Annotated in this window: 17 protein-coding genes; 12 read left to right on the top strand and 5 right to left on the bottom strand. The window is 65.3% G+C overall.

The annotated features are described in order from the left end of the window. On the bottom strand, positions 1-540 hold a 540-nt coding region (locus ACOQFP_RS17780), incomplete at its 3' end, for a DUF222 domain-containing protein (RefSeq protein WP_421585050.1). A gap of 80 nt (positions 541-620) precedes the next feature. Further along, complete coding sequence (locus ACOQFP_RS17775) at positions 621-1,604, bottom strand: LysR family transcriptional regulator (RefSeq protein WP_421585049.1); 984 nt, start codon at positions 1,602-1,604, stop codon at positions 621-623. Positions 1,605-1,681: 77 nt separating this feature from the next. On the opposite strand from ACOQFP_RS17775, the gene ACOQFP_RS17770 reads away from it, so the two are divergent. Continuing rightward, positions 1,682-2,098, top strand: a complete 417-nt coding sequence (locus tag ACOQFP_RS17770) for a DUF5997 family protein (protein WP_374222357.1) — start codon at positions 1,682-1,684, stop codon at positions 2,096-2,098. Here ACOQFP_RS17770 and ACOQFP_RS17765 read toward each other — a convergent pair. The 3 genes from ACOQFP_RS17765 to rhtB are packed head-to-tail and all read right to left on the bottom strand — an operon-like array spanning position 2,095 to position 3,292. After that, on the bottom strand, positions 2,095-2,478 hold the full coding sequence (locus ACOQFP_RS17765) for a YchJ family protein (RefSeq protein ID WP_421585048.1): 384 nt from the start codon (positions 2,476-2,478) through the stop codon (positions 2,095-2,097). The genes ACOQFP_RS17770 and ACOQFP_RS17765 overlap by 4 nt on opposite strands. Next, complete coding sequence (locus ACOQFP_RS17760) at positions 2,475-2,669, bottom strand: hypothetical protein (protein WP_421585047.1); 195 nt, start codon at positions 2,667-2,669, stop codon at positions 2,475-2,477. The genes ACOQFP_RS17765 and ACOQFP_RS17760 overlap by 4 nt, the downstream gene beginning before the upstream one ends. Continuing rightward, entirely contained in the window at positions 2,666-3,292 is a 627-nt protein-coding gene (gene rhtB / locus ACOQFP_RS17755; RefSeq protein WP_421585046.1) for a homoserine/homoserine lactone efflux protein, read from the bottom strand. Before rhtB ends, ACOQFP_RS17760 begins: the two co-directional genes overlap by 4 nt. Positions 3,293-3,373: 81 nt before the next feature. On the opposite strand from rhtB, the gene ACOQFP_RS17750 reads away from it, so the two are divergent. The 11 genes from ACOQFP_RS17750 to hisF all read left to right on the top strand — a co-directional run bounded on the left by ACOQFP_RS17750 (position 3,374) and on the right by hisF (position 12,112). Further along, positions 3,374-3,841, top strand: a complete 468-nt coding sequence (locus ACOQFP_RS17750; RefSeq protein WP_206488724.1) for an SRPBCC family protein — start codon at positions 3,374-3,376, stop codon at positions 3,839-3,841. A gap of 113 nt (positions 3,842-3,954) precedes the next feature. Continuing rightward, on the top strand, positions 3,955-4,473 hold the full coding sequence (locus ACOQFP_RS17745; protein ID WP_421585045.1) for a DinB family protein: 519 nt from the start codon (positions 3,955-3,957) through the stop codon (positions 4,471-4,473). Positions 4,474-4,562: 89 nt separating this feature from the next. Next, positions 4,563-5,921 (top strand): histidinol dehydrogenase, encoded by a 1,359-nt coding sequence (gene hisD, locus ACOQFP_RS17740; RefSeq protein ID WP_206488722.1) that lies wholly within the window; start codon positions 4,563-4,565, stop codon positions 5,919-5,921. Continuing rightward, the gene (locus ACOQFP_RS17735; protein ID WP_421585044.1) at positions 5,918-7,048 is read left to right on the top strand and encodes a histidinol-phosphate transaminase; all 1,131 of its coding nucleotides are present in this window, start codon (positions 5,918-5,920) and stop codon (positions 7,046-7,048) included. Before hisD ends, ACOQFP_RS17735 begins: the two co-directional genes overlap by 4 nt. After that, positions 7,045-7,668 (top strand): imidazoleglycerol-phosphate dehydratase HisB, encoded by a 624-nt coding sequence (gene hisB, locus ACOQFP_RS17730; protein ID WP_341244887.1) that lies wholly within the window; start codon positions 7,045-7,047, stop codon positions 7,666-7,668. Before ACOQFP_RS17735 ends, hisB begins: the two co-directional genes overlap by 4 nt. 61 nt (positions 7,669-7,729) lie before the next feature. After that, positions 7,730-8,848 carry an MFS transporter gene (locus tag ACOQFP_RS17725; protein WP_421585051.1) on the top strand — a complete coding sequence of 373 codons (1,119 nt, stop codon included), beginning with the start codon at positions 7,730-7,732 and terminating at the stop codon, positions 8,846-8,848. Continuing rightward, positions 8,845-9,474 (top strand): imidazole glycerol phosphate synthase subunit HisH, encoded by a 630-nt coding sequence (hisH, locus tag ACOQFP_RS17720; protein WP_341244889.1) that lies wholly within the window; start codon positions 8,845-8,847, stop codon positions 9,472-9,474. Before ACOQFP_RS17725 ends, hisH begins: the two co-directional genes overlap by 4 nt. Further along, complete coding sequence (locus tag ACOQFP_RS17715; protein ID WP_341244890.1) at positions 9,471-9,677, top strand: hypothetical protein; 207 nt, start codon at positions 9,471-9,473, stop codon at positions 9,675-9,677. The genes hisH and ACOQFP_RS17715 overlap by 4 nt, the downstream gene beginning before the upstream one ends. 92 nt (positions 9,678-9,769) lie before the next feature. After that, the gene (priA, locus tag ACOQFP_RS17710; RefSeq protein WP_206488717.1) at positions 9,770-10,504 is read left to right on the top strand and encodes a bifunctional 1-(5-phosphoribosyl)-5-((5-phosphoribosylamino)methylideneamino)imidazole-4-carboxamide isomerase/phosphoribosylanthranilate isomerase PriA; all 735 of its coding nucleotides are present in this window, start codon (positions 9,770-9,772) and stop codon (positions 10,502-10,504) included. A gap of 7 nt (positions 10,505-10,511) precedes the next feature. Beyond that, positions 10,512-11,342, top strand: a complete 831-nt coding sequence (locus ACOQFP_RS17705; RefSeq protein WP_206488716.1) for an inositol monophosphatase family protein — start codon at positions 10,512-10,514, stop codon at positions 11,340-11,342. Beyond that, a complete protein-coding gene (hisF, locus tag ACOQFP_RS17700) occupies positions 11,339-12,112 on the top strand; it encodes an imidazole glycerol phosphate synthase subunit HisF (RefSeq protein WP_206488715.1) in 774 nt (257 codons plus the stop codon). Before ACOQFP_RS17705 ends, hisF begins: the two co-directional genes overlap by 4 nt. Positions 12,113-12,120 lie beyond the last annotated feature (8 nt).

Raw genomic sequence — 12,120 nt, 5'->3', positions numbered from 1 at the left:
CGATGCGTAGCCCACCAACTGCTCTTCGGCGAGATCGCGGGTCTGCGGGTCCACACTCGAGGGCAGATGGCGGAAGAATTCGCGGATCATCTGCACATGCTTGGTATCGAGCAACCCGGCCCGTAATGCTTCGGCGGTGTGCGGCAGCAACGCAGGCAGGACCTCACCGGACAATGCAGTGCGATCCCCCAACTCCGCAGCCAGGCGAACCCGTGCCCCAGCCGCGCGTGGGGTGATCCGCAGCATCCACGCCACCGACGCCGGCACCGACCCCGGATACACATCGAGGCCATGTTGAGCGATGAGTTCGTTGAGCCAGGTGTACGAGTGCGCAGTCAGCGACCGGGTCACCGTTTCCATCCGCTGGATCACCGCGCGCCGGTCGGCGTTCGTCCACGACACCGACGCCTGTTCCGTCAATGCGGCGACCGCGGACTCGACACGATCGACCAACACCGATAGTTCGGGGTCGGACACCTCAGGGGCGGGCGGCACCGTCTCGATGCCGTCCGCCCCTGATCCGCCGTCCCCCGAAAGCATGCAGGAAATCTATCGCGACCCACCGACACCCTTTCGAACACACGTTCCTATACGGACCGGAAAGTCTCCTGGAGGCCTGTTCAGCGCCGCTTGCCGCTGCGCCGGGCGTTCGTTTTCGTCTTGGCCACGGGGCGAGCAGGTTTGGACGGGTGAGCCTTCTTCTTCTTGGCCGGAGGCGCATCTGCTGAACCGCGTGAACTGCGGGTCGATCGCCCGCGAACGATGCCGATGAATTCCTCGATGAGCTCGCTCTCACGATCTGCGACCCAGGCCAACGCGATCTGGGTGTGCTCGATGTCGGTCACCGGGCGGTACACGAGGTCCTTGCGGGCATTGATTCGGGCGACCGAATGCGGAACGATTGCCACCCCCAATCCGGCAGCGACGTACTCGAATGTCTCTGCGACGGAGTTCATCGGGGGTAGTTCGGGTCGATCCCCGGTGACGAGTTCGGTGGCCACCGCAGCCCATTCGGGTGCTGTCGCAGGATCGGCAAGCAGATGTTCGTCAGCGAGATCGGTTGCGGTGACGGAATCGAATGCGGCCACCGGGTGGTCTTTCGGGACCACCACGACTTGCACTTCCTGGTACAGGCCGATGGCGTTGAGCCCGTCGCGATCGAGGGGCGGACGGACGAAGCCGACATCGACCGTTCCGTCGCGCAGGCACGAGACCTGTGAGTTCGGTGTGGTGGCCACGACCGACAGCGCGATGTCGGGAAACCGATCTGCCCAGATGCGGGTCCACTTCGTCAGCGTCACCCCTTCGGCAAAGCCGATGGTGAACGTCGATGGCTCCGCCGCAGTGACCCGTTCGCGCTCGAGACGTCTATCGTCCTCGGCGATCTCCACCAGCGCCCGAGCCAGCAGGTCTCGGCCCTCGGCCGTGAGTTCGGTGGGCGAGGCTCCCGGTACGAACAGCTCGACGCCGAGCTGCTCCTCCAGTTCGACCACGGCCTTGCTCAGGCGGATTCGCGAGATTCCCAGCGACTGGGCAGCGCGGGCGAAATGCAGTTGCTGCGCCACCGCCGCGAACCAGCGCAGTGTCTGCACATCGATATTCACGTCCCGAGCCTATGGGACGAGCGGGGGCGCGAGCGACCGTGGCGTCGAGAGCGCGCAGTGCCGGATAAGCTGATGCGGTGAGCCCGGAGAACAAGCAACAGACCATGAAGCCATTGACCGCGGCGAACAAGCTCGGCATCTACCTTCCCGCAGCACCCGAAGAATTTCAGAACTCGATGGTGAGCCGGTCCGAGCTGGACGCCCTACGCAGCGATCCGCCGCAGTGGCTGACCGATTTGCAGACCAACGGACCATTTCCCCGCGACGTCATCGCGAAGAAGCTGGGTGTCTCGATCGCCGGTCTGGCCCGCGGCGGTGTCACCGAAGCGTTGACCATCGACGCCATCGACGAGCTCATCGCCAGCCCGCCGCAGTGGCTCGTTCGAGAGCGCCGCACTCAGATCCAGGTTCGCAAGGATGCCGAACGGATCAAAGAGAAGCAGCAGGCGCGTCGTGCTGCAGGGAACCGGCCGACCAAGCTGCGCAACCTCTAGCGCGAGAGCAGTCCGTCGAGGTAGAGCCAGCGGCCGCCGGTACGGACGAATCGACTTTCCTCGCTCATCGTCCCCGCCCCCTCGGGGTGCTTGTAGTGCGCTCGGAACTCGACGGTTCCCACGTCGTCGAACAGCCCGCCCGCCTCGATCGAGACGATATCGAGTCGATACCACCGCTGATCGGGGTCCAGTTCGAGCTCGTCCGGAACGGTATCGGGATGCCATGACGCGCGGAGGTAGGCCGCGTCACCGACGGCGAACGCAGTGAATCGAGACCTCATCAGCTTCTCGGCCGTCGGCGCGCTCGCATCGCCGCGCAGATACGGCGCGCAGCACGCGTCGAACGTGTCACCACTCGAACACGGGCACCGCCGACTCACTCGTCGACGACTTCCTGGTCGTCTGGCCGTTCCCCCGACTCCACTTCTACCGTGTAGGTGCCGAGTTCGTGCTCGTCCCGTTTGCCGACGTCCTGGATCCAGGTGTTGGCTTCGAGCAGAGTGTCGAACAGTCCCAGTGGAATCGGATCGCCGCCGAGGGCGTTCTTCATGATCACGCGGTACTTCTTCACGGGGTCACCCGCCGAACTGTGGCAAGGAACGTCGCGGCGGCGAAGAACATCCCGGCGAACGAGCGATTCATCATCTTCTGCTGACGGTGCGATCGCATCAGTCGCAGTACCCGAGACGCCAAAGAGGTATAGCCGGTCATCACCAGCATGTCCACCGCCACCATCGTGCCCGCGATCACGAGGTATTGGGGAACGAGTGGCTGCGCCGGCTCGAGGAACTGGGGCAGCACCGCCACCATGAACACGACGGCCTTGGGGTTGCTGGCATTGACGAGGAAGCCCCGTATCAGCATCGTCGTTCCGCGATCGGCCACCACGGGCGCGTCGGCGACGTCGGTGGGGCCTGCCCGCCACTGCCGAACTCCGAGATAGACCAGGTAAGCAACGCCGAACCATTTGATGGCGGTGAACGCCAGCGCGGAGTTGGCCAGAACAGCCCCGAGTCCGACGGCGACGATGCCGATCTGCACCAGCAGACCGATCTGCAGCCCGAGGATGTTCCAGTACCCGCGGCGGAGTCCGTAGCGAAGGCCGGTGGACATCGATGCGATGGCACCGGCGCCGGGGGAGAGACTGATGACGACGCTTGCACCGAGGAATGCGAGCCACACTGACCAGGACATGCGTTCATTGAACTACGTCGGTCAACTGGGATTCCGCTCGACCGGTGGTGTCGGATCGCTCGCAGTGGGTACGCGTACGAGATGGCAGAGATCAGAACCATCGATACCGGACATCAGCAGGTCAGCAAACAAGCCGAGGTTCAGGCCCCTGCAGCCGAACTGTTCGACATCGTTGCCGATCCCCGTCGGCACGGTGAACTCGACGGATCGGGAACCGTCAAGGACACCGTTCGGGGCCCCGAACGGCTCAGTACCGGAGCGAGGTTCTCCGTTGGCATGAAGCAGTACGGGGTGCCGTACAAGATCACCAGCACCGTCACCGAGTTCGTCGACGCGGACAAGCACAAGATCGTCGAGTGGCAGCACCCGATGGGTCACAGCTGGCGCTGGGAGTTCGACGAGAAGCAGCCGGGCGTGACGACGGTCACCGAGAGCTTCAAGTACGGCACGGCCAAGGCTCCGAAGGTATTGGAGTGGTTGAAGATGCCGCAGAAGAACGCACAGGGAATCACGAGCACCCTGCAGAAACTGGCTGCCCGCTACATGTGACTCCAGGCGGGCGTCGCGGGGTGGCCACAATCGGAGGTCCGCGGTGCAATCGCAGTACGACCGTGCCGATTGTGGACACTCGGCGCGGTCGTTCCTGATCTATTGTTCCCACCATGCCGATCGATCCCGATACGAAGAACTGGACGTGGGTACTCGAGCGAGCCTGCCCGGATTGCGGGTTCGACTCGAGCGCCGTCCGGTACGAGGACATCCCCGAGCTGATCCGCGCCGACATCGAGCGCTGGGTCGCGGTTCTGGACCGAGACGACGTGGCCGTTCGACCCGATGATTCGACGTGGTCTGCACTCGAATACGCCGCGCATGTGCGCGACGTACATCGGATCTTCCGCACCCGGTTGGCGCTGGTCCTCGCCGAGCACGACCCCGAGTTCGCCAACTGGGATCAGGACGCGACCGCGTTGGCCGAGAACTACAACGAGCAGAATGCCGCGGTGGTGGCGGCAGAGCTCGCTGACGCTGCCGCTGCGCTCGCGGACGCCTTCGCCGCCGTTCCTCCCGGGGACAGACAGCGGACGGGTAGGCGCAGCGACGGATCGAACTTCTCCGTCGAGTCACTGGCCGCGTACTACATTCACGATCCGATTCATCATCTGTGGGACGTGCGAGGCTGAGGCATATTCGGTGGAACTATCCTGGTGGTTCGGACAACACTGATCCGACCGAACCCCGGCACCGACACGACTTCACGAAGGGGCCCATTATGCCTGCCCGCATCGAGCTCGCCCGCGTCGATCTACGCGGACGAACTCCATCCACCGCCGAACTACGTGGCGCACTTCCCCGAGGCGGAGTGGATGTCGATTCGGTGCTGCATCAGGTTCGCCCCGTCGTCGACGCCGTCCGCGAACGCGGCGCCGAGGCTGCGCTCGAGTTCAGTGAGAAGTTCGACGGAGTCCGGCCGGATCGTATTCGAGTGCCGCAGGAAGATGTGGACCGCGCCCTGTCCGAACTGGACCCCGATGTACGCGCAGCGCTCGAGGTGGCGATCGAACGCACTCGTCTGGTGCACTCCGATCAGCGCAGAACCGACCACACCACGCAGGTGGTACCCGGCGGAACCGTGACCGAACGCTGGGTCCCCGTCGATCGAGTGGGGCTCTACGTACCAGGCGGCAACGCGGTGTACCCGTCCTCGGTGGTGATGAATGTGGTGCCGGCGCAGATCGCCGGCGTCGGTTCGCTGGTGGTGGCCTCGCCGCCGCAGAAGGATTTCGGCGGTCTGCCCCACCCGACAATTCTGGCCGCAGCGGCGCTTCTCGGCGTCGACGAGGTGTGGGCAGTCGGCGGCGGTCAGGGGGTCGCGCTGCTCACGTACGGCGGAACAGACACCGACGGCGGCGAGCTGGCACCGGTCGATCTGATCACCGGTCCGGGAAACATCTACGTCACGGCCGCCAAGCGACTGTGCCGCTCACTCATCGGAATCGACTCCGAGGCCGGACCTACCGAGATCGCGATTCTCGCCGACGCCACCGCGGACGCGATCCACGTGGCAGCCGATCTGATCAGCCAGGCCGAGCACGACGTCATGGCCGCCAGTGTGCTGGTCACCGACAGCGTAGAACTGGCCGACGCAGTGGACGAGGCCGTCAACGCGCAGATGCCGTCCACGCGGCATGCAGAGCGGGTGGCCACGGCCCTGAACGGCAGCCAGTCCGGGATCGTGCTGGTCGACGACGTCGCCCAGGGGTTGGCCGTGGTCAACGCCTACGCGGCCGAGCACCTCGAGATCCAGACCGAGGACGCGTCCGAGGTCGCGGCGCGGGTGCGCAGCGCCGGTGCGGTATTCGTCGGCGCGTGGTCCCCGGTGAGCCTCGGTGACTACTGCGCGGGTTCGAATCACGTTCTTCCGACGGCCGGATGCGCCCGTCACTCCTCGGGGTTGAGTGTGCAGACGTTCCTGCGTGGGATCCATGTGGTGGACTACAGTGAAGCGGCGCTGAAAGACGTTGCTGCGCACGTGATTGCGCTGGCCAACGCCGAGGACCTGCCGGCGCACGGGGAAGCGGTGCGGTTGCGGTTCGAGGGCCTGCGGCCGGCAGCCGAGGTGACATCGTGAACAACGCACTGGGACAGTCGGTATCGCTCGAAGATCTGCCACTGCGTGCGGCTCTGGTCGGCAAGTCTGCGTACGGCGCACCGCAGCTGACCGTGCCGGTTCAGCTGAACACCAACGAGAATCCGCATCCGCCGACGAAGGCGTTGGTCGACGACGTGACCGAGTCGGTCCGTGTTGCCGCAACGCAACTGCACCGGTATCCCGATCGCGATGCCGTCGAGCTGCGGACGGACCTCGCACGCTACCTCTCCACCTCGACAGGATTCTCGGTCGAGGCGGCAAACGTGTGGGCCGCCAACGGTTCCAACGAAATTCTCCAGCAATTGCTGCAGGCGTTCGGTGGGCCGGAGCGCACCGCACTCGGCTTTGTGCCCTCGTACTCGATGCACCCGATCATCTCCTCGGGAACGCAGACCGAATGGATCCCGGCCAAGCGTCGCGCAGATTTCTCGCTCGACGTCGATTACGCCGTGCAGGCAATCGAGGAGCGTCGTCCCGACGTCGTGTTCGTCACCAGCCCCAACAATCCGACGGGGCACAGCATCGATGAGGCGGATCTGCGTCGCATTCTCGATGCCGCGCCGGGCATCGTGGTGGTCGACGAGGCCTACGCGGAATTTTCCTCGGCCGTGAGTGCAATCGGACTGATCGAGAGTTACCCCAGCAAGATCGTGGTCAGTCGCACGATGAGCAAAGCGTTCGCCTTCGCGGGAGGTCGGCTGGGATATTTGATTGCGGCTCCGGCCGTGGTCGACGCAATGTTGTTGGTGCGCTTGCCTTATCACCTCTCGGTAGTCACGCAGGCCGCTGCTCGAGCTGCGTTGCGGCACGCCTCGGACACCCTCGGCAGCGTTGCCGAGCTCGCCGCCGAGCGCGACCGAGTGGCCCGTGCATTGAGCAGCCAGGGCTACGAGGTGGTGCCGTCCGACGCAAACTTCCTGCTCTTCGGCCGATTCACCGATGCGGCTGCGACCTGGCAGCGGTACCTCGACGAAGGCGTACTGATCCGGGACGTCGGAATCGCAGGATATCTGCGCGTCACCATCGGCCTGGTGTACGAGAACGACAGATTCCTCACCGTCAGCGCAGAACTTGCTTCGACCGAAAGAGCAGAGGCTCAGCAGTGACCACACCAGCTCCCCGTATCGCCAAGATCGAGCGCACCACCAAAGAGTCCGACATCTCCGTCGAGCTGAACCTCGATGGCACCGGTGTCGTCGACATCTCCACCGGTGTCCCGTTCTACGACCACATGCTCACCGCGCTGGGTACCCACGCACGCTTCGACCTGACAGTTCGAGCGAAGGGCGATGTCGAGATCGAGGCGCATCACACTGTCGAGGACACCGCGATCGTGCTCGGGCAGGCGCTCGGGCAGGCGCTCGGTGACAAGGCCGGCATCACCCGGTTCGGTGATTCGTTCATTCCGATGGACGAGACGCTGGTGCACGCGGCTGTCGATGTGTCCGGGCGTCCGTACTGCGTGCACACCGGTGAACCCGAGTACATGGTGCACTCGGTCATCGGCGGTTACCCGGGCGTTCCGTATTCCACGGTGATCAACAAGCATGTGTTCGAGACCTTGGCGTCCAATGCTCGAATCGCGCTGCACGTCCGGGTGATCTACGGCCGGGACCAACACCACATCACCGAGGCCGAGTTCAAGGCGGTTGCTCGCGCGCTGCGGCAGGCCACCGAGTACGACCCTCGCGTGACCGGAATTCTCTCCACCAAGGGAAGTCTGTGATCGAACGACCCGCGCTCGTAGGTTGAGCGGTCTGTTTTCCATTCGCGGACTTCCGGCCGCGATGGGGATGGGGGCAGCGGCGTTCGGCGGCTGGGGCTTGCTGCTTCCGGTGATACCGCTGGCGGTGTCCGAGTCCGGGGCCTCCGATGCAGTGGCTGCGGCCAGTACCGCGATTTTCATGGCAACCACCGTGATCACGCAGCTCTTCGTACCTCGAATGCTGCAGCGAGCAGGTCACCGCGCGGTGCTCGCCGCCGGGTGCCTTCTGCTGGGCGTTCCGGCGTTGCTGTTCATCGTGTCGGTCGAGGCCGTCCCGGCACTGGCCGTGTCCGCGGTGCGGGGGACGGGTTTCGGCATGTTGACCGTGGCAGGTGCGGCCATCGTGGCCGAACTGGCCCCGATTGCTCAGCTCGGCCGCGCCACGGGCGCACAGGGAATTGCCGTCGCATTGGCGCAGGTGCTCACGTTGCCGCTCGGGTTGGTGATCTTCGCGGTGAGTCCGACGGCGGTGTTCGTGCTCGGGGCCGTAGTGCCCGCTGCGGGACTGGTAGGTGTGGCGCTGTTGCCTCCCACCAGGCCTGCGGCAAGGCCGCCCACCGCCGAACGAGTTCGGCTCGAGGTGCGTTGTTTCCTCGTTCCTTGTCTCGCGGTGGCCACGGTGTCGGCAGCGTACGGGGGAATCACCAGTCTGCTGCCGATCGCCAAATCGGACCGGGCTGCGATGATCGGCCTTTCGTTGGCGGTGGTGAGTGCAGCGATGCTCGTCGGCCGGTACGTCGCCGGATCGGTTGCGGATCGCGTCGGCATCGGTCGCTCGGTAGTTCCCGCGCTGGTCTCGGCAGCGGTCGGGGTCGCCGTGTTCGCGATCGCCGCGCTCGGTGCCATGCCTGCGGCCCTGTTCTTCGTCGCCGCCGTTGTGTTCGGGATCGGTTACGGCGCTTGCCAGAACGACAGTCTGGTGATGGCCTTCGACGCGGCAGGCCCAGCTCGGTACAGCAATGCCAGCGCCGTCTGGAATATCAGCTTCGACGCGGGCACCGGCGCGGGCGCGCTCGCACTGGGCGTACTGGCCACGAGCGTCGGGTACACCGCGGGATTCACCGCAGCTGCGGCCGCGGTTGTCGCGGTCGCGGTGGTGGCGCTGATCGCCCGGCGCACCCCCGATAGACTTTCCCCATGACTTCTGTGGTGTTGCTCGATTACGGCTCGGGCAATCTGCACTCGGCGAAGCGGGCCTTGGCCCGGGTCGGTGCCGACGTGACCGTGACCTCGAACTTCGACGAGGCTCTCGACGCGCAGGCGCTGGTCGTTCCTGGTGTCGGCGCGTTTGCCGCATGTATGGAGGGCCTGCTGGCCGTGGGGGGTGACCGGATCATCGGGCGCCGCCTGGCCGGGGGACGCCCGGTATTGGGAATCTGCGTCGGAATGCAGATCCTGTTCGATCGAGGAGTCGAGTTCGGCGTCGAAGCCGAGGGCTGCGGGCAGTGGCCGGGCACCGTCGAAAGACTGCACGCCGACGTGCTGCCCCACATGGGCTGGAACACCGTCGAGGCACCCGAGAAGAGTGTGCTGTTCGACGGCATCGACCCCCAGACCCGGTTCTATTTCGTTCATTCCTACGCCGCCCAGCAATGGGAGCTCGAACCCAGCGAGATCCTCGCTGCGCCGATGCTCACCTGGGCCGATCACGGCGGCCGATTTCTCGCCGCAGTGGAGAACGGGGTTCTGTCCGCCACTCAGTTCCACCCGGAGAAGTCCGGGGATGCCGGTGCGGCGCTGTTGGAGAACTGGGTCCGGTCGGTGTGAGCGAGCGCGAGTTCTCGCTCGGCCGATTGGCTTTCCGGGCACTCGGCGCGGCGGTGGCGGTACTGGCCCTTGCCACCGCACTGATCGTGATACTGCAACCGAGCGCAGGCATTGCTCTGGTCATCGCGCTGGCCGGGGTCGTCGGAGCGATCGTGGCCATGGGCGTGGTGTCCACGCGCATGACGCGCAAGGAACTCGGGTAGGTGCGCGTGCACCGCCAGATGCGGTGCGACCGCCGAACCCAGGGACGACCCGTTTTGAGTTCGTTGCTGTTCGGCCAGTAGCATAATCGCACGTGAGCCTGGTCTTATTGCCTGCTGTCGATGTCGCAGGCGGCGAAGCTGTCCGTCTCGTTCAAGGAGAAGCCGGAAGCGAAACGAAGTACGGGTCGCCTCGCGACGCCGCGCTCGCTTGGCAGAACGACGGCGCTGAATGGGTCCATCTGGTCGACTTGGACGCGGCGTTCGGGCGAGGGTCCAATCGTGAACTGCTCGCGTCGGTCGTCGGTGAGCTCGATGTGCAGGTGGAACTGTCGGGCGGTATTCGTGACGACGAGTCGCTGCGTGCGGCGCTGGCGACCGGTTGCGCCCGCGTCAATCTCGGTACCGCGGCCCTCGAGGATCCCCAGTGGTGTTCCCGCGCGATCGGCGAGTTCGGCGATCGAGTTGCGGTCGGTTTGGACGTGTTGATCGTCGACGGCGCACCCCGACTGCGTGGCCGAGGTTGGGTCAGCGACGGCGGTGATCTGTGGGAGGTTCTCGACCGACTCGAGCGCGATGGCTGCTCGCGTTACGTGGTGACCGACGTGACCAAGGACGGCACGTTGACCGGACCCAACCTCGAATTGCTCGCCGACGTCTGCGCCAAGACCGACAAGCCCGTCATCGCATCGGGAGGCGTGTCCACGATTGCAGATCTCGAGGCGATAGCCGGGTTGGTCGATCGCGGGGTGGAAGGCTCCATCGTCGGAAAGGCGCTGTACGCCGGACGTTTCACCCTCCCGGACGCCCTCGCAGCGGTGTCCCGGTAACGCAAGAATGACCCTTCCCGAGGAACCGACTCGCCTACTGGAGATCGCCGGTGGGTTGCTCGACGGTATCCACGATCGGTTCGTCGCCGGTGTCGGCGCGCCGAGCGCGCTGCAGAAGGGCCCCGACGATTTTGCCACCGCGGTCGATCTCGAACTCGAACGCCGCCTGAGCGCGGAGTTGCACGAGGCCACCGGAATTGCTGTTCACGGTGAGGAATTCGGTGGACCGGATCTGAACTCGGGTCTGGTCTGGGTGCTCGACCCGATAGACGGCACATTCAACTACTCGTCGGGATTGCCCTCGGCCGGAACATTGTTGGCGTTGCTCGACGACGGCGCTCCGGTCCTGGGACTGACCTGGTTGCCGTTGGTGGATCAGCGCTTCGCTGCCGTGGCCGAGGGCCCGCTGATGCTCAACGGGGTCGCCCTGCCGAGCCTACGACCGAAAGAGTTGCGCGAGTCCATGATCGGGTTCGGTGCGTTCAACGTCGCCAGTCGGGGCCCGCTACCCGGCCGATTCAGATTCCGCATCCTCGAACAATTGTCGATGCATTCCTCGCGGCTGCGTATGCACGGCGCCACTGGAGTGGATCTGGCCTACACGGCCGGCGGTGTCCTGGGCGGTGCCGTGGTGTTCGGCCATCGGGCCTGGGACAACGCAGCCGGTGCGTTGCTGGTGCGCGCCGCAGGCGGAGTGGTGACCGATCTGGCCGGCGAGCCGTGGACGGTCGATTCGACATCGGTGCTCGCGGGCGCGCCAGGGGTGCACGCCGAACTGCTGAAGGTGATCACCGAACTCGGTGACCCCGTCGACTATCTGGAAGGACCGGTGCGATGAGCGTCGCGGTCAGAGTGATTCCGTGCCTGGACGTCGATGCAGGACGCGTCGTGAAGGGCGTCAACTTCGAAAACCTCCGAGACGCAGGCGATCCCGTCGAACTGGCGGCTGCCTACGACGCGCAGGGGGCAGACGAGCTGACGTTCCTCGATGTCACCGCATCGACCTCGGACCGAGGCACGATGCTCGACGTCGTCAGCCGCACCGCCGAGCAGGTGTTCATCCCACTCACTGTGGGCGGGGGAGTGCGGACCGTCACCGATGTCGATCGTCTGTTGCGAGCCGGAGCGGACAAGGTCAGCGTCAACACCGCCGCCATCGCCCGACCAGAGCTGCTTCGCGAGCTCAGCGAACGCTTCGGCTCGCAATGCATAGTGCTCTCGGTCGACGCACGCACCGTTCCACAGGGGCAGCAGGACACCCCGTCGGGCTGGGAGGTCACCACGCACGGCGGCAAACGTGGCACCGGAATCGACGCCGTGCAGTGGGCGGTGCGTGGTGCCGAATTGGGCGTCGGGGAGATTCTGCTCAATTCGATGGACGCCGACGGCACGAAAGCCGGGTTCGATCTACCGATGATCGCGGCCGTCCGCTCGGCCGTGCATGTACCGGTGATTGCCAGTGGGGGTGCAGGTCGCGTCGAGCATTTCTCACCCGCTGTGCACGCCGGAGCCGACGCCGTGCTCGCCGCGAGCGTGTTTCATTTCGGCGATCTCACCATCGGCGAGGTCAAGGACGCGATGCGCGCCGAGCGCATCGTTGTCCGATAGCGAAGAGG

The organism is Rhodococcus sp. MALMAid1271, assembly GCF_049195265.1.
GTDB lineage: Bacteria > Actinomycetota > Actinomycetes > Mycobacteriales > Mycobacteriaceae > Rhodococcoides.
Note: the sequence above shows the minus strand (reverse complement) of the source record. Positions and strands in the feature narration are given on the sequence as shown.